The sequence below is a fragment of the Paralteromonas sediminis genome, from assembly GCF_003820355.1.
Taxonomy (GTDB): domain Bacteria; phylum Pseudomonadota; class Gammaproteobacteria; order Enterobacterales; family Alteromonadaceae; genus Alteromonas_F; species Alteromonas_F sediminis.
Genome location: NZ_RPOK01000003.1, coordinates 83,194 through 106,520, shown reverse-complemented (window position 1 = coordinate 106,520; position 23,327 = coordinate 83,194). Strand labels below are relative to the sequence as shown.

The 23,327-nt window shown below is 45.4% G+C and carries 24 protein-coding genes and 1 tRNA gene; 18 read left to right on the top strand and 7 right to left on the bottom strand.

The annotated features are described in order from the left end of the window. Positions 1–10: 10 nt before the first annotated feature. The gene (gene asd / locus DRW07_RS09585; RefSeq protein WP_124027697.1) at positions 11–871 is read right to left on the bottom strand and encodes an archaetidylserine decarboxylase; all 861 of its coding nucleotides are present in this window, start codon (positions 869–871) and stop codon (positions 11–13) included. Between the two features lie 98 nt (positions 872–969). Then, a complete protein-coding gene (rsgA, locus tag DRW07_RS09580) occupies positions 970–1,980 on the bottom strand; it encodes a small ribosomal subunit biogenesis GTPase RsgA (protein ID WP_124027696.1) in 1,011 nt (336 codons plus the stop codon). A 123-nt stretch (positions 1,981–2,103) separates the two neighbouring features. Here rsgA and orn point away from each other — a divergent pair, with 123 nt between their 5' ends. From orn to ilvN, 5 genes are all read left to right on the top strand, one after another. Then, positions 2,104–2,646 (top strand): oligoribonuclease, encoded by a 543-nt coding sequence (gene orn / locus DRW07_RS09575; RefSeq protein ID WP_124027695.1) that lies wholly within the window; start codon positions 2,104–2,106, stop codon positions 2,644–2,646. A gap of 102 nt (positions 2,647–2,748) precedes the next feature. Further along, a tRNA-Gly gene (locus tag DRW07_RS09570) sits at positions 2,749–2,824 on the top strand. A 750-nt stretch (positions 2,825–3,574) separates the two neighbouring features. Next, a complete protein-coding gene (locus DRW07_RS09565; protein ID WP_124027694.1) occupies positions 3,575–3,952 on the top strand; it encodes a MaoP family protein in 378 nt (125 codons plus the stop codon). A 187-nt stretch (positions 3,953–4,139) separates the two neighbouring features. After that, positions 4,140–5,858, top strand: a complete 1,719-nt coding sequence (locus DRW07_RS09560; RefSeq protein ID WP_124027693.1) for an acetolactate synthase 3 large subunit — start codon at positions 4,140–4,142, stop codon at positions 5,856–5,858. Then, positions 5,858–6,358, top strand: a complete 501-nt coding sequence (gene ilvN / locus DRW07_RS09555; protein WP_124027692.1) for an acetolactate synthase small subunit — start codon at positions 5,858–5,860, stop codon at positions 6,356–6,358. The genes DRW07_RS09560 and ilvN overlap by 1 nt, the downstream gene beginning before the upstream one ends. Before the next feature lie 106 nt (positions 6,359–6,464). Here ilvN and DRW07_RS09550 read toward each other — a convergent pair whose 3' ends face one another. Then, positions 6,465–7,409 (bottom strand): hypothetical protein, encoded by a 945-nt coding sequence (locus DRW07_RS09550; RefSeq protein WP_124027691.1) that lies wholly within the window; start codon positions 7,407–7,409, stop codon positions 6,465–6,467. A gap of 168 nt (positions 7,410–7,577) precedes the next feature. On the opposite strand from DRW07_RS09550, the gene tatA reads away from it, so the two are divergent. From tatA to hemB, 6 genes are read left to right on the top strand one after another with little or no spacing between them, the layout of a single operon-like run. Next, the gene (gene tatA / locus DRW07_RS09545; RefSeq protein WP_124027690.1) at positions 7,578–7,805 is read left to right on the top strand and encodes a twin-arginine translocase TatA/TatE family subunit; all 228 of its coding nucleotides are present in this window, start codon (positions 7,578–7,580) and stop codon (positions 7,803–7,805) included. Positions 7,806–7,808: 3 nt separating this feature from the next. Beyond that, entirely contained in the window at positions 7,809–8,117 is a 309-nt protein-coding gene (gene tatB / locus DRW07_RS09540; protein WP_124027689.1) for a Sec-independent protein translocase protein TatB, read from the top strand. After that, on the top strand, positions 8,110–8,853 hold the full coding sequence (gene tatC / locus DRW07_RS09535; protein ID WP_124027688.1) for a twin-arginine translocase subunit TatC: 744 nt from the start codon (positions 8,110–8,112) through the stop codon (positions 8,851–8,853). The genes tatB and tatC overlap by 8 nt, the downstream gene beginning before the upstream one ends. Positions 8,854–8,896: 43 nt before the next feature. After that, on the top strand, positions 8,897–9,682 hold the full coding sequence (locus DRW07_RS09530; RefSeq protein WP_124027687.1) for a TatD family hydrolase: 786 nt from the start codon (positions 8,897–8,899) through the stop codon (positions 9,680–9,682). Continuing rightward, a complete protein-coding gene (locus DRW07_RS09525) occupies positions 9,682–11,574 on the top strand; it encodes a sensor domain-containing diguanylate cyclase (protein ID WP_124027686.1) in 1,893 nt (630 codons plus the stop codon). Before DRW07_RS09530 ends, DRW07_RS09525 begins: the two co-directional genes overlap by 1 nt. Beyond that, positions 11,575–12,582, top strand: a complete 1,008-nt coding sequence (gene hemB, locus DRW07_RS09520) for a porphobilinogen synthase (protein WP_124027685.1) — start codon at positions 11,575–11,577, stop codon at positions 12,580–12,582. On the opposite strand, the gene DRW07_RS09515 is transcribed toward hemB, so the two are convergent. Both DRW07_RS09515 and rhlB read right to left on the bottom strand, forming a co-directional pair. Beyond that, positions 12,579–14,072: a Ppx/GppA phosphatase family protein gene (locus tag DRW07_RS09515; RefSeq protein WP_124027684.1), complete on the bottom strand. Its 1,494-nt coding sequence runs from the start codon at positions 14,070–14,072 to the stop codon at positions 12,579–12,581. The genes hemB and DRW07_RS09515 overlap by 4 nt on opposite strands. A 2-nt stretch (positions 14,073–14,074) precedes the next feature. Continuing rightward, positions 14,075–15,325 carry an ATP-dependent RNA helicase RhlB gene (rhlB, locus tag DRW07_RS09510; protein WP_124027683.1) on the bottom strand — a complete coding sequence of 417 codons (1,251 nt, stop codon included), beginning with the start codon at positions 15,323–15,325 and terminating at the stop codon, positions 14,075–14,077. Positions 15,326–15,429: 104 nt separating this feature from the next. Here rhlB and trxA point away from each other — a divergent pair, with 104 nt between their 5' ends. The 3 genes from trxA to DRW07_RS09495 all read left to right on the top strand — a co-directional run bounded on the left by trxA (position 15,430) and on the right by DRW07_RS09495 (position 17,565). Then, positions 15,430–15,756: a thioredoxin TrxA gene (gene trxA / locus DRW07_RS09505; protein ID WP_124027682.1), complete on the top strand. Its 327-nt coding sequence runs from the start codon at positions 15,430–15,432 to the stop codon at positions 15,754–15,756. 222 nt (positions 15,757–15,978) lie between these two features. Next, positions 15,979–17,244, top strand: a complete 1,266-nt coding sequence (gene rho, locus DRW07_RS09500; protein WP_124027681.1) for a transcription termination factor Rho — start codon at positions 15,979–15,981, stop codon at positions 17,242–17,244. A gap of 141 nt (positions 17,245–17,385) precedes the next feature. After that, positions 17,386–17,565: a hypothetical protein gene (locus tag DRW07_RS09495; RefSeq protein ID WP_124027680.1), complete on the top strand. Its 180-nt coding sequence runs from the start codon at positions 17,386–17,388 to the stop codon at positions 17,563–17,565. 8 nt (positions 17,566–17,573) lie between these two features. Here the strand turns inward: DRW07_RS09495 and DRW07_RS09490 are convergent, their stop codons facing one another. Beyond that, entirely contained in the window at positions 17,574–18,476 is a 903-nt protein-coding gene (locus tag DRW07_RS09490) for a LysR family transcriptional regulator (RefSeq protein ID WP_124027679.1), read from the bottom strand. A gap of 165 nt (positions 18,477–18,641) precedes the next feature. Between DRW07_RS09490 and purE the strand changes: the two genes are divergently transcribed. From purE to DRW07_RS09470, 4 genes are read left to right on the top strand one after another with little or no spacing between them, the layout of a single operon-like run. Further along, positions 18,642–19,130, top strand: coding sequence for a 5-(carboxyamino)imidazole ribonucleotide mutase (gene purE, locus DRW07_RS09485; RefSeq protein ID WP_124027678.1), 489 nt, complete (start codon positions 18,642–18,644; stop codon positions 19,128–19,130). Then, positions 19,130–20,260, top strand: coding sequence for a 5-(carboxyamino)imidazole ribonucleotide synthase (locus DRW07_RS09480; RefSeq protein ID WP_124027677.1), 1,131 nt, complete (start codon positions 19,130–19,132; stop codon positions 20,258–20,260). Before purE ends, DRW07_RS09480 begins: the two co-directional genes overlap by 1 nt. 18 nt (positions 20,261–20,278) lie before the next feature. Further along, positions 20,279–20,707, top strand: coding sequence for a copper chaperone PCu(A)C (locus DRW07_RS09475; RefSeq protein ID WP_124027676.1), 429 nt, complete (start codon positions 20,279–20,281; stop codon positions 20,705–20,707). A 57-nt stretch (positions 20,708–20,764) separates the two neighbouring features. Continuing rightward, a complete protein-coding gene (locus DRW07_RS09470) occupies positions 20,765–21,238 on the top strand; it encodes a Dps family protein (protein ID WP_124027675.1) in 474 nt (157 codons plus the stop codon). Positions 21,239–21,261: 23 nt separating this feature from the next. On the opposite strand, the gene DRW07_RS09465 is transcribed toward DRW07_RS09470, so the two are convergent. After that, complete coding sequence (locus DRW07_RS09465) at positions 21,262–23,325, bottom strand: S9 family peptidase (RefSeq protein ID WP_124027674.1); 2,064 nt, start codon at positions 23,323–23,325, stop codon at positions 21,262–21,264. Positions 23,326–23,327: the final 2 nt, after the last annotated feature.

Sequence of the window (23,327 nt, the reverse complement as noted above, 5' to 3'; positions counted from 1 at the left end):
ACTGAGGCGTCTAACGTATTATCTTGCCAAACAAAGTGCCCAGTTTGGTTGGGTCACCGCTTTGCATGGCTTCCAGGGTGACGGCGTCAGGTTCAAAACATACCACTATGGTAGAACCAAGCTTGAAGCGGCCCATTTCTTCGCCTTTCTTCAATGCAATAACATTATCTCCGTTAGTGGGATATTGCCAGTGAACAACATTCTTTCCCGTTGGTGGTGTTACGTTGCCCGCCCATACCGTTTCAATACTCGCTACTATGGTAGCGCCCACCAATACTAATGCCATCTTACCTGCAGGCGTATCAAAGAGAGTAACAAGCCGCTCATTACGTGCAAATAATCCAGGTACATTCTCGGCCGTTAACGGATTCACCGAAAAAAGTTCTCCGGGAACATAAATCATATCGGTCAGCACGCCATCAACGGGCATATGGATCCTGTGATAATCTCTTGGAGACAGATAAATGGTGGCAAAGTCGCCGCCTTGAAAAGGCGCTGCAATATCAGGTTTTCCGCCTAACAAACTCGTTAATGAATATTCATGCCCCTTGGCCTGAAAAATCTGGTCGCCCTTGATTGGGCCGAGCTGACTAACCGCACCGTCCACGGCGTGACACAATTCGTCGGTCCCTTCAACAATTGGACGAAGCCCATCTTTCAAAGGCCGCGTGAAGAACTCATTGAAGCTTCTATACTCTTCAGGCTGCTCAAATTTGGCCTCTTGCATATTCACATTGAACTGTTTGATAAATAGTCTAATTAATGTGGTTGTTACACTACCAGCTTCTGCCGCAGCCAACTTGCCGACAAGTCGGGATATCAGATGTTTAGGCAAAACATACTGAAGGTTAACTTTAAACCAATTAAGCACAATTTAACTCCGTAATAAAATCAGGTGTAGTGTACATGAGATCGTTGAGATGGTCGCAATGAAAAGGTTATGAATAATAACTTTGTTTGAACGCGGGTTTAAATAAACGACGGCTTTTGTTCTTCCATTGTATCAAGGATTCTATGGTAGCTCTCATAGCGCGACCGGGCTATCTTGCCGCGCTCGACAGCATCGGTAATGAGGCATCCTGGATCACTTTTGTGCTTGCAGTCTCTAAATTTGCAGCCACCTAAATAGGCTTTAAACTCAATAAACCCGTTGGTAACGCGTTCTGCTGGTAAATGCCACAGGCCAAACTCACGCACACCAGGACTGTCTATAAGGTCGCCACCACCGGGTAAATGTAACAGTTTGGCTGCTGTTGTAGTGTGTTGTCCTAGCCCCGAGTTTTCCGATATATCACCAACCAGTTCGTTGGCATTGGGCAAAATTTGATTAATTAAACTGGATTTACCAACACCGGATTGCCCTACGAATATGCTGGTCTTGTCTTTCAGTTTGTTGGACAAATCAGGAATGCCCTGTTGGTCTTTACAGCTTGTAAGCAAGGTTTCGTAACCCAGCGATTGATATACGTGCATCGCTGACTCGATCTGCTTAACTTGATTGGGATCAGCCAATTCAATTTTATTGCCTACCAACAATGGCGCAATACCGATATCTTCGCAGGCTACCAGATAGCGATCAATGATATGTGTTGAGAACTCCGGCAATACCGCACTGACTACAACGATGTAATCAATATTGGCTGCGACCGGCTTTACGCCATCATAATAATCTGGCCTGGACAACAAGTTACGTCTGTCTTTAACAAGCTCAATTATTCCACTGACTTTGTCATCACTGTCGCCGCCTTGTGACACCAGTACTTCATCACCGCATACTACCGAATCGATGGTTCTGCGGATGTGACAGCGCACAAGTTCGCCTTGGATTTCAACATCGGCCTGCTTGCCAAAACGCCCCACAACGCGTCCTGCCTGTGTGGATATAAGGTCGATGTCTGCCTTAGCAGCATCCAAACGCCGTTGTCTGTTGCTGGCAACTCGGCGTTTTTGCTGTCTGGTAAGCTTAGGTTTTTTGGCCACGATTACCTTTCTTGTTGCGTTTACTCAATCGACAGTGTTAAAGATACACTGACAATGTTCATACTCGATTATTAAAATAGCTATGATACGCTTACCCGGAAATGGTTGCCAGAGGACGTTCTCATGAAAAATGATTTAAACCTTGTTTGGATAGATATGGAGATGACAGGGCTAGACCCAGAAACCTGTGTAGTATTAGAGATTGCAACCATAGTCACTGATCCACAATTAAATGTGTTGGCAGAAGGGCCGGTTATTGCGGTGCATCAACCCGATGACATACTCAACGGGATGGATGAATGGTGTACCAAAACACATGGTGAAAGTGGTTTAACTCAGCGCTGCAAAGAAAGTCGCGTGAGTGAGGCTGACGCAGAAAAAATGACTATCGACTTTTTAAGTACCTATGTTGATCAGGGAAAGTCACCGCTATGTGGCAATACCATTGGGCAAGACAGACGTTTCATGGTTAAGTACATGCCAGTATTGGAAGCGTATTTCCATTATCGAAGTATTGATGTTAGTACGATTAAAGAATTAGCTCGTCGTTGGCAACCTGAAATCGCCACTGGATTTAAAAAGAAAGGCGTTCATTTGGCGTTAGACGATATTCGCGAGTCAATTGAAGAACTGCGTTATTACAGAGAAAAAGTGTTTAAGATTTAAGCAAACAAACAAAAAAACAAAAATAGGGCTTGCACGCCGTCAGTTTTTTTGTAAAATGCGCCCCACTTCAAACGAAGTGTCCAAATTGCGAAAGCAGTTAACGCGGGAATAGCTCAGTTGGTAGAGCACAACCTTGCCAAGGTTGGGGTCGCGAGTTCGAGTCTCGTTTCCCGCTCCAAATTTTCACACNCGAGTCTCGTTTCCCGCTCCAAATTTTCACAGCTATGTAAGAAAATAAACATCAAGCATGACCCCAAGGGGTACGCGATCGGTGACCGCAAGTTGCGAGTCTCGTTTCCCGCTCCAAATTTTCACAGCTATGTAAGAAAATAAACATCAAGCATGACCCCAAGGGGTACGCGATCGGTGACCGCAAGTTGCGAGTCTCGTTTCCCGCTCCAAATTTTCACAGCTATGTAAGAAAATAAACATCAAGCATGACCCCAAGGGGTACGCGATCGGTGACCGCAAGTTGCGAGTCTCGTTTCCCTCTAGTTAAGAATCTCAATACTTTTTCTGGTCATACCAGTTAAGCCCAAAGTACTTTTTGAATTCTAAAAATATATGCCAGTTTTTTACGAGCGTTACCCTGAGAACTCATACACGCAATTTTAACTTGCGAATTGCTTTTTAGTTGGTGCTGTATGGCGCTATATCAAGTCAATAAAAAATAATGTGTTTTGCCAAAATTGAGTGTCTTGCATTTATGTCATTGAGAACTTGGAAGTCGCAGTGATAACAGGCAATTCTCAGAAAAAGACGAGCAATATCTTTTCGCCAATATATAAGTTTTATGGTCTTTTCCGCGGCCTACATCATTGTTGTTTATTGACCACGACACTCTATTGCGCATTGTCATGAAAATTTTATTTGACACTTTCGCCACTGTTATCTAAATAAAAGTGAAACCAATGCGAGGTAGAAAGCGATGGCAACACTAACACGTGAACAACTCATTAAGCGCGTTTTTGCTGACCCCAAAAATTACCCATATGGATTTGCGCGCTCCGGTGACTTTTCAATTAATGAAAGCAGAGCATTGTCTCAGTATGGATCGTTAATTGCTGCGTTGGTTGATGGAAAGCTGACACCTGAAATGGATGAAGATTTTAACTATCTGGCAGTCGCACATGGTGATAAAGAGCCAGAAAACATCGCTGAGCGTGCATGGTTGAAGTACCAAAAGCGGATTAATCGCCCAAAAGCTGCAAGCATTTACGGCAGGACGCGTGTGACTGTTGATGAAGACGATGACGATGAAATAAGTGACAATAGTGACCTCACGTTAACAATCAGTGAGGACTAATGTTAACGCAATGTTAACATTATCCTACTTTTAATCTCTTTTTTAATTGGATCGAGATATCTGTCCTAAATTTTCGCTTATATGGGATAAATATCTCACTATTTGCCATTTTGCTGTTTTATCTTCCTAATCACTTCGTTATAGTCACATCAAATTACCTATTCCTGTCAATATGAGGAGAAAAGCAGTGAAAATGATGTCGGGCGCGGCCATGGTTGTGGAAGCGCTGAAAGATGTAGGTGTTGAGCTTGTATTTGGCTACCCAGGTGGTGCAGTACTTGATATTTATGATGCGCTATTTGCACAAGATCAGGTCAAGCACGTACTGGTCCGTCACGAACAAGCCGCTGCTCATATGGCGGACGGTTACGCACGATCTACGGGTAAAACGGGGACAGTGCTGGTAACCTCTGGGCCAGGAGCAACTAACACTATTACGGGCATTGCTACTGCTTATATGGACTCGATACCAATGGTTATTTTATCGGGTCAGGTACCGTCAATGCACATTGGAGAAGATGCTTTTCAGGAAACCGATATGGTAGGGTGCTCGCGACCCATCGTTAAGCACAGTTTTTTAGTTAAGAAAGCAACAGACATTCCGCAAGCAATTGCAAAAGCATATTACATAGCAAATACGGGACGCCCTGGGCCTGTGGTGGTTGATTTACCCAAAGATCTGGTCAACATCGCCGATGAGCACCCCTATGTATTTCCTGATGATGTGACAATGCGCTCTTATCAGCCCACTTTAAAAGGGCACAATAAGCAAATTAAAAAGGCAGTTGAGGTGTTGTTGAGCGCAAAACGTCCGGTGATGTACGTGGGTGGTGGCGCAATTACCGCCGAAGCTGACAGTCGCTTGATCGGGTTAGCAGAAAAGTTAAACTTGCCCGTTACCTGCACACTCATGGGGTTAGGTGCTTTTCCGGGTACACACTGTCAATCCTTGGGGATGCTGGGGATGCACGGTACCTTGGAAGCCAATAAAACCATGCATAATTCTGACTGCATTTTGGCTTTGGGTGCCCGATTCGACGATAGGGTCACAAATAATGTGGCTAAATTTTGTCCCAATGCGACCATTATTCATGTTGATATCGACCCAACGTCAATTTCTAAGACAGTCAATGCCCATATTCCTGTTGTGGGCTCGGTTGACAAAGTACTGGATCAACTCGAGTCACACATAGGCGATATCGACGAGCAGCAACAAAAGCATAAACTAAGTGAATGGTGGGAACAGATAGAACAATGGCGTGCAAAAAAATGCCTGAACTATGCCAAGGGCGTGGACCAAATTAAACCGCAAGAAGTGATAGAGTCACTCTACAAGCATACCGACGGAAAGGCATTTGTTAGTTCAGACGTAGGACAACACCAAATGTTTGCGGCTTTGTATTATCCTTTTGCTAAGCCTCGTCAGTGGATTAACTCAGGTGGGCTGGGCACCATGGGGTTTGGGCTTCCTGCAGCCATGGGCGTGCAGTTTGCCAACCCGAATGCGATTTCCGCTGTTGTTACTGGTGACGGTAGTATTCAAATGAATATTCAGGAGCTATCAACCTGCTTGCAGTACAACTTGCCAATTAAGGTTATTTCTTTAAATAATCGCGCATTAGGCATGGTTAGGCAGTGGCAGGATATGATCTATAAAGGTCGTCACTCCCACTCCTATATGGAGTCGATGCCTGACTTCGTGAAACTGGCCGAAGCCTATGGACACGTTGGAATTCGGGTTAATCATCCTGATGAGTTAGATGATGCAATGCGCGAATGCTTCTCGCACACAGATCGATTGGTATTTATGGATATAGCGGTAGACCAAAATGAACATGTGTATCCCATGCAAATTAAGTACGGTGCCATGGATGATATGAGATTGAGCAAGACGGAGCGTACCTAATGAAAAGAATAATATCGGTATTAATGGAAAACGCACCAGGCTCATTGTCACGTATTGTCGGGTTGTTTTCGCAGCGTGGCTACAACGTTGACTCCTTGTGTGTAGCGCCGACTGATGACTCTAGTTTGTCTCGCTTAACTATCATTACGCACGGTGATGACAAAGCCATTGAGCAAATTACTAAACAAGTGAATAAGCTTATTGACGTATTGCGTGTGGTAGATCTAACAGAGAACGCGCACATCGAGCGCGAATTGATGCTGATTAAAGTCCTAACGCCCACAGACGCCATTCGCGCCGAGGTGAAACGCAACGTTGATATCTTTAGAGCGCGGATTGTAGACGTCAACGCATCAAACTACACCATTGAAATCACGGGTACGACCGAAAAACTTGATGCTTTTGCCGATACGATGAAGCAGAGTGCAGAAATCATCGAATCCTCCCGCACTGGTGTTTGTGGTTTAGCTAGAGGGGAGCGAGCGCTCCGAGTCAGTTAGTTTTTGTGGTTTAAAAGCCATTCTGATGACTCGCTCTTGTTTTACTGAATACCGTGATATTGGTAATGCAGAGGGCGAGTGAATGGCATATTTTGCCTTCGCATAATTAGAGTGAAGTGGTATATCCGCCATAGAAGACTTCAACCCGAAAGGCGACACCGTAAGAGGTGTCAAAATCTTCTTCTCGCAGCCACGTCAAATAAGGCTCAACTTCAAAATATAGCCACTCCCTCAGAGGGTTGGTTCGCCAGCGTAAGCTGGTGTAGACCTCTTCAACCTGGTAGCTGGGTTCGGTCAGCCCCTCAGTAAAAAGGCTCAAAATGGTTGCAGATTTTGGACCTGTTTGTTTTATGTGGTGGAATTCGTGCCTCCACCGCCAGTCTTTGCTTATGTCGCGGTAGTAAAATCTGTTGCTGACACGAGAAAATGACTTGTCAACGTTTTGCAATTGCCAAGTAAAACCTAATTCTGCTCCCAACTGGTCTCGCGTGTAATAATAGACTTCGGCGTCGTAGATAATCTGGTTTCTATTGTCAAAATTTACACTGTCACGGTATCTCGTTTTTACAAACAACTGATCCCTGCGCCCACCGCCTATCCGGTAGGATATTTTGGCGTCTTCACTGGCTCGAAAACGAAATGCAAGATTTGCTGAGTCCTGCTCATTTAAGGTAACAGGGCGATTGCTTTCAAGGGCTTGTTCATTGAGGTCTTCTTCATTATCGGAAAGAATCAAATCGACTCTGTCTTTTAAGGCAGGCAAAGTGACATTGATACGAAACCTCACAGAAACGTCACTTAAATCTCTTGAGCGAGGAGACCACCCAAGGCGTATTCTGCCTTTGGCCCTGGCAGATGTTGATTCTTCGCTCCCTTCCAGGGCAAAAAAACGGTCCAGCCACTGCGCCGACGTATCCATAGAATCGCTAAGTTCAACATGCCACCTATCGAGCCATTCATGAGGTGGAGGAGGCGTTTCCTCCTCGGCGTTGCAGAACCGCGAGACAGCAAGGGTCAGAATTAGCATGCCAGTAGCGTATTGCCTTACCATGTTTACTGCATCCAGTCAGATCTACTTCTCAGAATATAAGAATGGGCCGCTAATTTACCTAGGTCAACTAAATAGCAAGGTAAAAATAAATATGCTTCTATCAATTCAACACAATTCAGTTAAACTAATCAGCAGTAGGAAAAAACGACTTAATTCGTGGAGTTAGATATGGGTATCAGTGTTCCCAGTTTATTAATAATTCTATTAATCGTGGTCTTGTTGTTTGGGACTAAACGCCTCAAAAGTATCGGCAGCGACTTGGGCTCAGCATTAAAAGGTTTTAAAAAAGCGGTGAATGACGAAGACGCTGACTTTAAAGAAGAGCCTAAAAAAGTGACTGAACAAGCCACTGACGCAACGACAACAAGTAAAAAAGAGTCAGTAGAAAAAGACTAGCGCATGTTTGATATAGGGTTTTGGGAACTGTTGGTGATTGGCGTGCTGGCACTTCTGGTGCTGGGCCCAGAAAGGTTACCCGGCGCGATTCGCTCGACGCTGAACACCGTCAGATCAATTAAAAATACCGCACACGGTTTCAAGAGTGAGGTAGAACAACAACTTCGTATTCACGAACTCCATGAGAATCTAAAGAAGGCCGAGGAGCAAGGGTTGAAAAACTTGTCTCCGGAACTAGAACAGAGTGTCGAAGAACTGAAACGCGCTGCTGAATCTGTGCAACAGCCCTATCAAAGTAAAAAAGATGACTGACTCTCAACCGCTCATTTCACATTTGATTGAGCTTCGCAACCGCTTGCTCAAAGCTATTGGGTGCGTTGCTTTAGTTTTTCTAAGCTTAGCTTATTTTGCGCAAGATATTTACCAATGGCTGGCGGCGCCGCTGCTTGATGCGCTCCCAGAAAATGCGACCATGATAGCTACCGACGTCGCGTCACCGTTCTTTGCACCGTTTAAACTTACTTTAGTTGTAGCTTTTTTTGTTGCTATTCCCTATGTGCTGTATCAGGTGTGGGGTTTTATAGCGCCAGGCTTGTACAAAAAAGAAAAGAAACTAATAGCCCCCTTGCTGTTATCCAGTACGGTTTTGTTCTATGCGGGCGTGGCTTTTGCTTACTATATTGTGTTTCCGCTCGCCTTTGCTTTTTTCAGTAGCGTGGCGCCTGATGGTGTCATTATGAACACAGATATCAATAGCTACCTGAATTTCGTGTTGAAGATATTCTTTGCGTTTGGCTTGTCATTTGAGATACCGGTGGCCATTGTATTGATGTGTTGGACCGGAATGACTTCTGCGAACAGTTTGAGAGCAAAACGTCCTTATGTTGTTGTAGCTGCATTTGTGATGGGCATGCTGCTGACTCCGCCCGATGTGATATCCCAAATACTGCTGGCCATACCTATGTGGATCTTATTTGAACTTGGCGTCATTATTGGTGGGCTCTATGCAGGAAATGATACTGCTGAGACAGAACAAGCTGCAGAATAATGACAACAGAGAAACAGCAGTGCAATGGTAAACGGAATCGGCGATGACGTGGTTTGATGCTGGCGTGAATTTATTGGATTCGCGCTTTGACCCTGCCGAAGTGATCGAGTCTGCGGTCGCGGCAGGTGTAGAAAAAATGTGTGTTATTTGCACCCATCCAAACGAGTGGGATAGCGCTAAAGCCTTATTCGAAACGTATCCACGCCATATCGTCTATACGCTGGGTGTGCACCCGCATAATGCTAAAGTTGTCGATACGGGAACCTTAGATGAGTTGCCTGAACGCCTGACTTGTCCGGGCGCCATTGCTGTAGGTGAATGTGGTTTAGATTTTAATCGTGACTTTTCACCGCGTGACAAACAAATTGATGTATTTGAACAGCAACTGCAAATAGCAAAAGCTGAGTCTATGCCGCTTTATCTTCATGAAAGAGACGCACATGAACAGCAACTCAGGTGCATAGAAAGTGTGTATGGCGAAGAGAACATGTATGGCATTGCACATTGTTTTACGGGCGACACGTACCAGATGAAGGCCTACTTGAAAAAAGGCTTGTATATTGGTGTTACCGGATGGCTTTGCGATGAAGCGCGAGGTCAGGCATTGCGCGATGCGGTGAAGGTGCTACCACTAAATCGGCTGATATTAGAGACTGATGCGCCTTATTTGTTTCCCAAAACGTTCAGACCGCGCAAACGCAATAATATGCCCGCACTTATTCCTCACATTGCCGAGGAATTGGCAAAATTAGTCGACCAGCCTCTCTACGAGATTGAAAAGTTCAGTTACACTAACGCCATCACTTTATTTAGGATTGCCAAGGACTGATGCAATTCGAAGCCAGTAAACATGACAAACGTCACATATGGTTATTATTACCTTGTGTGTTGATTATATGTATATGCGCATTGTTACTGCTCATGTCAACGAGTGGGAAACGTCAGGCAGATGTGCCCTTGTCGGTACTGTATGTGGCAGATACAAGCAACTCCATGACATTACAAGATGTACGCTCTCTTCCAAAGACAGCGTTTAGCCGCGGGGAGGCGAATACCAATCTTGGGATGGCACAATACGCGCATTGGTTCGTGCTCACATTGCCAACGACATTAACCAGCGAGCGCACCAAGTTGCTCGAAATTCCTTATCCCTTGCTTGATAGTCTTGATGTTTGGTTTTTTAGTGGGCCGCGTTCTCCGAACCCGCTTTCCAGGACCAGTCTTGGTGACAGCTTGCCGTTTGCCGAAAGACCGATTAATCATGCATCGTTTCTTTTGCCTATACCCCCCAATGCTGATGGCGAAATTACAGCGGTGATTCGCGTCGCCACAAATGGAAGTATTAAATTGCCCTTCCAAATATGGGAAGAGCAAACTTTTATTGAATACACCTCAAAAGAGCATATTGCAGCGGGTCTTTTGTTTGGTGTACTGGCCGCTATTGCGATTTCCAACTTGTTCTTTTTCCTCACTACCAGAAATGCCACATTCATCATATATACGGGGTATGTTGTTTCTGTTTCGCTCACGCTTGCTGCTATTCACGGGTACGGTTTCGAGTACTTGTGGCCGGAGCAAACGTGGTTGCAGTCGAGGGCTGTGGCTGTTTTTGCTAACGCGAGTATTATGTTCGCGTTGTTCTTTACCTACTTGCTGTTGGAGTTGCCTCGGCACAATAAACACATAGCTATTGTGGTAAAGGCATTGGGCTGGGTGTTTTTTGCTAGTGTCCTTTTTAGCTTGTTTTTACCGTATTTTTATCTGATACAGGCTTTTCTGCTGCTGCTTATTTTAGCTGTGTTAGTGGTCTTTGGTGCAAGTCTCTGGCTTTCATTAAAAGGCGTTATTTTGGCGCGCTACTATACATTGGCCTGGTCAGTATTAATGCTTAGTGCGTTTGTAGTCACATTCGACAATCTGAACTGGTTTACTTTGCCCGTCTCAAGTAGCACGCTATTACTGTATGGTGCCATTGCAGAAACCTTACTCTTGGCCTTTGTGCTAGCAATGAGCTACGGGTTTCAGCGCGATGAACTTGTGCAAACAAAAGATATCGCGCTGGCTCGTGAAAAAGAAGTCGCTGCAGCGAAAGACAAACTACTCCGTACCGAGCAGGAAGCTAAAGATGAGTTGGAATATAAAGTACAGGAACGTACATTGGAGCTTGAGATTACGCTGCGTGAATTGTCAGATGCCAACAGAGAACTTGAGCGACTCAACACGATCGATCCACTGACAGGTATCAAAAACCGTCGTCATTTTGATAAGCGCTTGCTCGCAGAAGGCCGACGAAGTCGCCGTGAGCGCACTGTACTGACGTTGGTAATGCTGGATATTGATCATTTCAAATCAATCAATGATACCTACGGGCATGATGTGGGTGATAAATGCATCATGCATATTGCGGAACTTGCGAAATCGTTTATAAAGCGACCTAGCGATGATATTTGCCGTTATGGTGGCGAAGAGTTTGCTTTCATTTTACCCAATACAGAACCTGAGGGCGCACTGGCATTGATTGAACAAGTAAGAGAGGCTATTGAAAACAGTCCACTTACGGTTGATGAGAAGCGTATTCGTATCACAGCGAGTGCTGGTGTTTCGAGCGGTATTGTTGATGAAAATGGTGGAGAGGTAGCCCTCTTAAAGCAAGCCGATAAAGCGCTGTATGAAGCCAAAGAGCAGGGCAGAAACAAAGTTATTATGTCGATGGAGAGTTAAATGCAGTTCGGACAATTTCCCACTACTCGACCGCGCCGATTGAGAAAATCAGATGCATTGCGCCGGTTAGTCCAAGAGTATGCGCTAAGTGCCAATGACTTGATTTTTCCTATGTTTGTTTTGCCAGGAAGTAACAAAGTCGAACAGGTCACTTCTATGCCAGGTATTGAAAGACTGTCTATCGATCTTTTGCTAAAAGATATAGAAGAATGCATTCGTCTTGGCATTCCCGCGATTGCTTTGTTTCCTGTCACCCCCAGTGCGCTTAAGTCATTGCATGCCGAAGAAGCCTACAATCCGGATGGCCTAGCTCAGCAGGCAGTTCGTGCTATCAAAAGTACTTTTGGGGATGCCATTGCGGTTATCACTGATGTCGCGCTAGACCCGTTTACTACCCATGGTCAGGACGGCATTATCGACGAAAATGGCTATGTAATGAATGACACAACGGTTGAGGCACTGATTAAGCAAGCGTTATCTCATGCTGAAGCCGGGGCAGATGTTGTCGCGCCCTCTGATATGATGGACGGCCGTATTGGTGCTATTCGTCAAGCACTTGAACAGGCCGGGCATAGTTTGACCAATATTATGGCGTATTCTGCCAAGTATGCGTCTCATTATTACGGCCCTTTCAGGGACGCAGTAGGCTCTTCAGGTAACATAAAGGGCGGAGACAAAAACTCGTATCAAATGGCACCACACAATTCTGATGAAGCCATCAAAGAGATTGCATTGGATATTCAAGAAGGGGCTGATATGGTGATGGTTAAACCTGGCATGCCTTACCTGGATATTGTGCATCGGTGCAAGCACACATTTGGTGTGCCCACATTCGCTTATCAGGTAAGTGGGGAATATGCCATGCATCAAGCCGCTTTTGCGAACGGCTGGTTGAAGAAAGAGGCCGTGATGTTGGAGTCCCTAATAGCCTTTAAGCGAGCTGGTGCAGACGGCATTCTGACCTATTTCGCTAAAGAAGCAGCACAACTACTGCACAGCAGCCGTTAAGCTTCATTTAATTCCAGCTGCCAGCCTACCCGGTGTTGTAACCACACTTCATTCATAAGCTCGGCCCGGATTAATGGATGGCTTTTGAGCCATCCTCGGGGGAATGACAATTGCCAATGGGTGTCTTCAATGGTCAGGTCTAACGTCGGCAATTCGTTGTTGTTACGTCTGATACACAACACCACGGCAAGCCTTAATATCCGCAGTAAACCTTGTAACATCGGTTTGATGTCGTCGTGATACGGTGTAAGAACCTCCGTCTCAATAGGTGTTCTGTGTTGGCGCACCAAATCTCTTATTGCCATACGCTGCAGGCGATTAAAACCAGGCATATCAATGTGGTCAAGAATGTAAGCGCCATGCTGATGATATTTTTTGTATTCGATATGTAAGCCAATTTCATGCAAAACGGCAGCCGCACCAAGAATGGCCTCAGTGTCTAAATGACAGACTTGAGATTGCTGGCAAAGCTTCCGACAGAGATCAATAGCTACGCTTTTAACTAGGCCTGCATGCGATTTGTCGATGTGATAACGGCTCATGGTAATATTAAGCGTTTGTTGTTGACGATCGTTCTCAGTCACACTGTCCAGCATGCCGTAGATAAGCCCTTCGCGCAGCGCCCCGCCAGAAATATTCATGGTGCGGATATGCAAGCAAGAAAACAGGCTGATCAAAATAGCCAGGCCGCTTGGGAAGATGGTTCGCCGGGTTTCGGCCAGCCCATTTAAACGCAAGTTATCTATATGGCCTGCCTCGATACACTCTTTTTCCAGTGTATACAAGTAGTCCAATCTGATTGCATCACTGATACCACGGGCAACCAGTATTTCTGTAATTGCCTGAGGAGTGCCTGAGGCTCCAAGGCAGTGATGCCAGTCAAAACACAAAAAGGCATCTTCAACATCGGAAATCAGCTCAGACGCATAAGCCTTGGCCTTGGCAAAGTTTTCCTTTGTTAGCGCACCGTCAGAAAAGAAACGATCCATAAAGGTAACGCAGCCCATGTCTAAACTTGTAAGATGGATAGGGTGCATATCATTGCCGATGACCACTTCGGTACTTGCGCCACCGATATCAACAACTAACATATTGCCTTGGTTTGCAGACGTATAGGCTACCCCTAAGTAAATTTGGCGGGCCTCTTCTTCACCACTGATAACATTCAGCTTATGACCCAGTATCGACTCAGCTTTTTCTATAAACTGGTTTGCGTTATTAGCCAGTCTTAAGGTAGCAGTAGCAACAATTCTTATGTTTGATGTAGGGATGTCCTGTAGGCGCTCTGAAAATGTTTCTAGGCACTGCCAGCCTCTTTCCATACTTGCCTGATCAAGGTTGGACTCTGCATCTAAACCAGCCGCCAAACGCACCTTCTGTTTTATCTTATTAACGATTTGTACATTGCCATTCACCACATGTACAACAACCATATGAAAGCTGTTTGAGCCTAGGTCAACTGCAGCATAGTACTGCCCTTTATTTTCCATTTTCAGCGTTTTCTTTGTTTGGGTCTGCGTTGCCCCTGGCGCTGATTTGTTCCACGTCTTCGGTTGACTGGTTTGGGGGCTTTTATGTCATCAAGCAATTCGCTTGAGTCATAATCGGTAACGGGAATAGCATGCCCGATATAGGCCTCAATCTGGGGCAGGTTAAGTGCGTACTTTTCACAAGCGAAACTGATTGCATGCCCGCTTTTTCCCGCACGTCCTGTTCTACCAATTCGGTGCACATAGTCTTCTGCATCGTCAGGTAAGTCGTAGTTAAACACATGTGTGACGGCTTCAATGTGAAGTCCTCTTGCCGCAACATCTGTGGCAACCAGCACATCCAGTTCACCGGTGGTAAAACCATTGAGTATAGATAGGCGCTTCTTTTGCGGAACATCACCACTGAGCATGCCAACCCTATGGCCGTCAGCTTTTAGCCAAGCTTCTACATTTTCACAACTGTGTTTCGTGTTGGCAAAGACAATTGAACGCTCAGGCCATTCTTCTTCCATTAGGGTTAACAGTAAAGGCATCTTGTCTTCATCTGACGGATAGAAAAGCTCTTCTTTCACTCGACTAGCTGTTTTTTGCTGAGGCTCTATTTGTACATGGGTAGGGTTATTCATGTGTTCATAGGCAAGCTCCTGTACGCGAAAACTTAGCGTTGCGGAAAAAAGCATGCTCAGGCGTTGATCTGCAGGTGGCATTCTGCGGAATATATAGCGAATATCTTTGATGAAGCCCAAGTCAAACATGCGATCTGCTTCATCAAGCACGGCAACCTGAATGTTTTTCAGCGAAAACACGTTCTGTTTATAATAATCGAGGATGCGCCCTGTGGTACCAATGATGATATCAACGCCTTGTTCCAAAGATTCACGTTGACTTTGGTAACCTTCGCCCCCATATATCAATCCAAGGGAGAGCGATGTGTGTTTGCTGAGAAGCGCAGCATCATTATAAATTTGGACCGCGAGTTCACGGGTAGGCGCCATAATAATGGCTCTGGGGCCTGCGCCGCTTTTATTGGGATTAGATAAAAGGTGGTGAAACGTGGCGACAAGGAATGCCATCGTTTTACCCGTCCCGGTTTGCGCCTGGCCTGCAATGTCATTACCCTCTAATAACGGAGGTAAACTCATTGCCTGAATAGGGGTGCAGCGATGAAAACTTGCTGCATCGAGCGCATCAATAACCTGTTTATTGAGCGGTAAATCTGTAAAGTGTGTATCGGTCAAGTGTGTAGTTTGCATAGCTTATTGCTTATCGGTGCTTGCATTAAATAACAGTTTCTATATAACACTTATGGTAGAGCTGAGACAAATCAGCGACAGTACCTTTTTTATCGGAGAAAAGAATGAGCGACAAAATTATCACGTTATCTGATGACAAGTTTGAAGCAGATGTTATCAATGCGGATGGTCCTGTGCTGGTTGACTTCTGGGCCGAATGGTGTGGCCCATGTAAAATGATTGCTCCCATTTTGGAAGAAATCGCCGGCGAATATGATGGGAAAGTAACAGTTGGCAAGTTGAATGTCGATGAAAATAACGAAACACCACCAAAATATGGTATTCGTGGCATTCCAACATTGCTTTTGTTTAAAGACGGTAATGTTGCTGCCACCAAGGTGGGGGCTTTATCAAAGTCACAACTAGCTGACTTTTTGAACGATAACCTGTAAGCCTTACTTCGTTTTGAAACACATTAATGATTGACCGGCGCCTATGGCGCCGGTTTTTTGTTAATTAAATGCTGGACGTAGTCAAAGTATGGTGCTAACGTTTCCTTAGACTCTTACCTGAGCCTTTTTTCATTCAGCCTGCTCGATTCAGCGGCGCCAAATCTAAAATAGTAAAATTAACCTAATCTGACAGCTAAGATATAAGCACAAAGACCCACCAATATGAACTTAACCGAACTTAAGAATAAACCGATCAGCGAACTGGTTGCGTTGGCTGAGGAGATGGGCCTTGAAAACATGGCCCGTGCTCGTAAACAGGACATCATCTTTTCAATTTTAAAATCACATGCCAAAAGTGGCGAGGATATTTTTGGTGATGGCGTACTGGAAATATTACAGGATGGTTTTGGCTTCTTACGTTCAGCTGACTCATCATATTTGGCTGGGCCTGATGATATCTATGTGTCACCGAGCCAAATTCGACGTTTTAACTTGCGAACAGGTGATACGATTGCCGGCAAGATTCGTCCACCAAAAGACAGTGAGCGTTATTTTGCTCTCTTGAAGATACGCGAAGTCAATTTTGACAAGCCAGAGAATTCGCGCAACAAGATCCTCTTTGAAAACCTGACGCCACTACATGCAAATTCTCGTTTGAGAATGGAGCGTGGTAATGGCTCGTCAGAAGACATTACGGCGCGGGTACTCGACCTCGCTTCGCCGATAGGTAATGGCCAGCGTGGGCTGATTGTTGCGCCGCCTAAAGCAGGTAAAACACTATTGCTGCAAAACATCGCACAATCCATAGCGGCCAATCACCCCGACTGTGAGTTAATGGTACTCCTGATTGACGAACGTCCGGAAGAAGTGACGGAAATGCAACGTTTGGTGCGTGGTGAAGTAGTGGCGTCAACCTTTGATGAGCCAGCAAGCCGACATGTACAAGTAGCCGAAATGGTTATCGAAAAGGCCAAACGACTGGTTGAGCATAAAAAAGACGTTGTCATACTGCTAGATTCGATTACCCGTTTGGCGCGCGCCTACAACACTGTAATTCCTTCATCAGGTAAGGTACTCACTGGTGGTGTTGACGCAAACGCACTGCACAAGCCTAAGCGTTTCTTTGGCGCTGCACGTAACGTGGAAGAAGGCGGCAGTTTAACGATTATTGCAACTGCACTTATCGATACCGGTTCCAAAATGGACGAAGTTATCTACGAAGAGTTCAAGGGAACAGGTAACATGGAGCTGCACCTTAATCGCAAGATTGCTGAAAAACGGGTCTTCCCTGCGATTGATTTCAACCGCTCTGGTACACGTCGTGAAGAGTTGCTGACTTCACAAGAAGAGCTGCAAAAAATGTGGATATTGCGAAAAATTGTTCATGAAATGTCAGAAATTGATGCCATGGAGTTTTTGATCAATAAATTGTCTATGACGAAAACAAACGACGAATTCTTTGACGCGATGAAGCGACAAAGAAGCTGATTTTCGTACAGCCAGTAAGTGTCTAAACCCCGACTTGTTCGGGGTTTTTTATTAATGATGTCCAACATTTAGGATTTATACGTTAGATCCATTGGTCCGTTCTTACGACTAAGGTCGTATTGACTGCTAGTGGGGGTGTGTATGAACGATTATCTTCTCAAAGCTGCCCGTGTGGTGAGCGACCCTGAGCAAACCAGTGAGGCTAAGGTTGTCGCTACGCAGATATTGCGCAATGCCGGTTTTTCAAATCAAGATATTGCCACGTTAAATGTTGAAAAAAGCGAGACTTTTGTTAAAGAGCATATGATATTCTTGGCTTGAGAAGCGCATTATTTTGTTATTTTTTCCGGTTGGTTAAATGCATCTATTAGGCTGTCTCTAAACGCACTTGCAGCCAAACTGATTGGTCTGCGCTTATGCGTTACTACCTGCCAGTGTGATTTCAGAGGAAAGTCTTTTATATCTAACGTTTTTAAGTCGTCCTGGCGACTATTCGCGAGGGTGTGCTGGGATAAGATTGCCAAACCAAGACCTGATGCAACCGATAGTCGAATAGCCTCGTTACTTTCAACAATCATCACTTTGTTCAAGATGACACCGTTTTGTCGGCAGTATTGGTCAACAAGTCGCCGTGTGCCACTACCCGGCTCTCTTAGTAAAAACTTTTCTTCTGCCAGGTCAGCGAGTTGGCAATTATTTGGGCCTGAATAGTTGCAGGGAGCAACAACCTGTAGTTTGTTTTCAGCAAAGGGGTAACACACCAATTCTGCATCTTCTGGGGGCTGACTAAAGATATAGAGGTCGTCTTTGTTGTCAGTCAGTCGCTGAATTATTTGAGCTCTGTTGCCAACCGTAAAGTTGATTTCAATATTAGGATGAGCACGGCAAAACTCACTGAGCAGCGGCGGTATAACGTATTTCGCCGTAGTTACCACGGCTAATTTTAAGCTTCCTACCTCTACGCCTTGCAAGGCTGCTATTTGACTGTTCAGCCGAGCATGCGCTGTCAGTACCTCCTGAGCACAACGATAAACCGCATGGCCTGCATCGGTCATAATAATGGAGCCTTGATGCTGCTCAATCAATGGCATGCCTATTTGCGATGAGAGCTTTTTTAATTGCAAAGAAACTGTTGGTTGTGACAGTGAGAGTGAAGTGGAAGCGGCTGTTATCGACCCTAAATCGACAACGCGCTGAAATACTTCCAACAAGCGAAAGGTTAACGCGTTCATTTATCGGATTTATTTTAACTAAAGTAATTAATATAGATGTTTACTATTATAAATACAATGGCAGCGTTAAAAAACGCTGTTTGGTTTGTCTATAGGCTTCGTTGTGGGAATGAGTTAAACTTACGCGCTTTCTCTTTAACAGATTTCAAAATTAGGTAAATAACTATGGCAAAAGTCGCCATCGTGATGGGCTCAACATCAGATTGGCCTACCATGCAACACGCTGCACAAATGCTAACCGATTTGGGCGTGGAATACGATGCCTCAGTGGTGTCAGCGCATAGAACCCCTGACCTGTTGACTGAGTTTGCAAACAGTGCACATGAAAAAGGCTATCATGTCATTATTGCCGGTGCGGGTGGCGCCGCGCATTTACCAGGTATGATTGCAGCACATACGCACTTACCTGTATTCGGGTGTCCGGTGAAATCTAAGGCGCTTAGTGGTGTCGATTCGTTGTATTCGATTGTTCAAATGCCCAAAGGCGTGGCCGTGGGTACCTTAGCGATTGGTGAGGCAGGGGCTGCTAATGCAGGGTTGCTGGCGGCACAAGTGGTTGCCTTACACAACGATGATGTGCGAGAAAAGCTGCTTGCTTTCAGACAGAAGCAAACTGATACCGTGCTTGCCGCGGGGCCGCTGGAGTTAGGTTGATGCAGGTCTTAGTTTACGGCGCAGGTCAACTGGCCCAAATGATGTATTTGGCCGGCGCGCCACTCGGCATCGAAGTGTGGGCGGTAGACGTGTCTGACAAAACTGTTGTTCATCCCGTTTCAAAGAAACTTTCTGACATGTCACTTACACAGGCAATCGATGCCGCCAATGTGCTCACTGTTGAATTTGAACATGTGCCGGAAGAGTTGCTGGAAGAAGCCGATCGCACAGGAAAGCTTTACCCGTCAGTGGATGCCATTTTAGTGGGAGCTGACAGAGTCAGGGAGAAGAAACTTTTAACATCTCTCAATATTCCAAATTGCCCGCATAAAATCGTTACCCATGTTGATCAGCTTGACGAATGCGTCGAGCTCTTAGGGGAGTCGCTGATTATAAAAGCCAGCCGTGATGGGTATGATGGTTATGGGCAGTGGCGATTGAAGTCAAAAAGTGGTCTTGATGACATAAAACAACAGCTAGCAGGTTTAGATTTACGTGCGGTACCGCTAGTTGTGGAACAATGTATCGCCTTTGACCGTGAATTATCAATTATCGGTGCGCGAAATCAGGACGGTGATATTCGTATTTATCCACTGGCACAAAATTGTCATCACGAGGGCCAGTTGCACGTCACCATAGCTCCAGCACCTCGAATGTCAGATGCGTTACAAGAGAAAGCCAATAAAATATTTCATGATCTTGCAAACGGTCTTCATTATACCGGTGTGCTAGCCGTTGAACTTTTTCAGGTGGGCAATGACCTATTGGTTAACGAAATTGCGCCACGTGTTCATAACTCAGGCCACTGGACCTTGCATGGCGCTGATACCGACCAGTTTGATAATCATTTGAGGGCGGTACTCGGGCTGGCACTTGGGAGTACCCGACCACTAGGTGTTTCTGCAATGGTTAATATTATCGGTTGCAGTAGTTTTTCTCGGGATTTGCTGAGCTTGCCTGGCTGCCACATGCATTGGTATGGAAAAAGTGTGCGCGAGAAGCGTAAAATGGGGCACATAAATGTACTTGCTGAAAGTACGTTGGCTCTGGGCTCCACGTTGGAAAAGCTAACTCAGTTTTTGCCTATGGCACATTTTCCTGTGTTACAGTCAGAAGCAGAAAAGCTGTAAAAAAGAAAGAGGTGCTTCATGCGATTGGTCAAAGTAGGTTTGTATGCCCTTTTGTTTGTTTCCTTTTTTTCCTTTGCCACTATTGAAGTCACCGATGCTAAAGCCAGAGCGACTTTTGCAATGGCAAAGACGGGCGCAGCCTACTTAACGATTACAAACAAAGGCATTAATGCTGACGTACTGGAGCGCGTTACAGTTGCTTCTACTGTGGCAAAGACGGTGGAAATTCATACTGTGCTTATGGACGGCGAAATGATGCGTATGCAGGCATTGAGTGAAGGTCTGTCTTTGCCGCCTAAAAATACCGTGACTATGCAACCTGGCGGTATTCATCTAATGCTGTTGGAGCTGGTTTCCCCCTTAACAGAAGGCGATGAGATTGTGCTAACCTTACATTTTAAAGATGCCGAACCAAAGGCATTGCGGGTGCCCGTTGTAAAGATGTAAACGGTTCCAAACGCGCAATCGTGTAGCGTTAACAAACTCTGAACAGGAAAGGATGATATGACAGCTATAAACATTGGTATTGACGAGAGTGATCGAGCAGCAATAGCTGAAGGGCTAAAGAAGTTGCTTGCTGACTCATACACCTTGTATTTGCAAACACACAACTTCCATTGGAATGTAGTGGGTCCTCAATTCCGAGAGCTACATCTGATGTTTGAAGAGCACTACACCGAACTTGCCATTGCTGTTGATGATATTGCCGAACGTATTCGCACCTTAGGCGTAGCCGCACCGGGTACATATAAAGCGTTCGCACAGCTCAGCAGTATTGAAGAAGTCGAAGGTGTGCCAAATGCTGACGAGATGGTTAGATTACTCAATATGGCGCATGAGCAGGTGGTTCGTACTTGTCGAGAGGTACTGTCGCTTGCGCAGAATGCTGATGATGAATCAACGGCTGCGTTGGTGTCTGACCGAATGCGTATCCATGAGAAGACTGCATGGATGTTACGTGCCATACAGCCTCAGTAATTGCTAGAGAGTAAGTGCCGGTGTTATTGCTTTGCCGGCACTGTGTTGTATGTATTGAACCAGGCAACAATGTTACCTACTTTTTGGATCAAGCGGGAAGGCTTGGCCGTGATGCCATGCGGTGCCCCAGGTATCCTTACCATAACTGTATCTATTTGACGCAATTTTAACGCCTGATAATACTGCTCAGTTTCACTGATTGGTGTGCGATAGTCTGCTTCCCCGGTCAATAACATAGTGGGCGTGTTTACGTTGCCTACTAATGACAGCGGTGAGCGCTTCCACAAAGCCTCATGGTCGTTCCATGGCATGTCAGGCATCCAGTATTGTGAAAAATAGGGGTAAGCATCGGCAGTTAATGCAAAACTTACCCAGTTGATGACGGGTTTAGCAACCACTGCAGCGTTAAATCGGTCTGTTTTTCCTATGCTCCACGCTGTAAGTACACCGCCTCCAGAGCCACCTGTTATAAACAGATTGTCATTATCTATGTAAGGGCGAGCACTGACCGCATCTACCACATCCATCAGATCCTGATAATCGTTTGAAGGGTAGTTGTGATGGATAAGGTTACCAAAGTCTGCACCATAAGAAGCACTTCCCCTTGGATTAGACCAAACGACTACATAACCTTGTGCCGCCATCAATTGTACTTCCATGCTAAATTGAGGACCATAAGCAGCATGTGGACCACCGTGAATCTCAAGAATCATGGGGTAGCGTTTACTGCTGTCAAATCCTGGAGGGAAAGCTATCCATGCATCAATGCTAAGGTTATCAATTGATGAGTTGACCACAATAGCATCAACTTCAGCCATGGTGCGCTGAGTCAGTAAATCCTCATTTAATGCTGTCAATGGAGTGATATTGCCCGACCTGCTGAATATGTGTAGTTCTGCAGGATGAGAAGCCGGCGAGTGCGTAAATGCGACGTCCCCGGACTTTGCAAGCGCAAACTCACCCGATGTATAGGGACGTCCCAGTGCCTGACCCCCTACTTTAACGGGCAAGCCTATGATATCTCCATTGAGGCGGACTTCAGCCAGTTTAGTTTCACCTGAATCAAGATACGAAAAGACGATATAATCACTGTTCTCTGCCCATTCAAAAGCAACTGTTTGTCTGTCCAGCGGGGCAGATAACCTTTGCTCTTCACCACTCTCTAGATTGCGTAAAACAAGCTCGGAAAGCTGATACGCCATCTTTTTATCTTCTACGTGCAAATATGCCAGCCACTTACCATTAGGACTAATTTTGGGGTTACTTTCACTGCCTTTCCGTGACGTAACCTGAGACATTTTTTTGCTTGTTATATCCACTTCAACGAGATCAGTACCAAAGGGGGTTAATTCAGGGGAAGGTGTTAAATTAACAGAAGTCACAATACTGTTTGATTGTGGTGAAATGGTAAGCGGTCCGGTAAAGCTATGCTCTCCCTGTGTGATTTGCTCGACCATTCCCCCCTCAGCACTGACTCTGAATACATGGGTGAAACCAGGGTGAGTGTAACCGCCTCCGTCAGCACGGTAGGCAATGCTGTTGATAACCCTGGCCGGTTCAGCCCATTTTGCGTCAGGTGGTGCAGAGGGCATATCAGTGAATATAACGGGAACCTGCGCTTCAACTTTGGCGACAAAATACAAATGTTTATTATCAGGCGACCAGGTCAAATGAGACGGTGAAGTTGTCAATTGTGTAATTTGTAGTGATTTGTCCAAGGATAAATAATGAACAAAAATTTGCGGCCCATTATCTGTCGACGCAATGTATGCAAGTTTTGTGTTATCAGGTGAGAGCGTACTTTGCGCTAAGCCTGGAATGTCATTTAGCACTGGCGAAGCTTCGCCCGTATTTACATCTATCTGCCATACACCAGAGCGAACAGTATCGGAGAAAATGTCCATACTGCGTCGTGTATATAGTAGGCGCTTGCTATCGCTAAAAAAGTGTGGGTCGGCAGCGTATTCCAGTGCAAACACGTCTTCATACTTTAATGGCGAGACAAAAGGGGGCTTGCCTGAGGCTTGGCTCTGCATCAAAAAAGCAAAGCCCAAAATACCCAATATTATCGGTAGCGCTTTGCGCATTA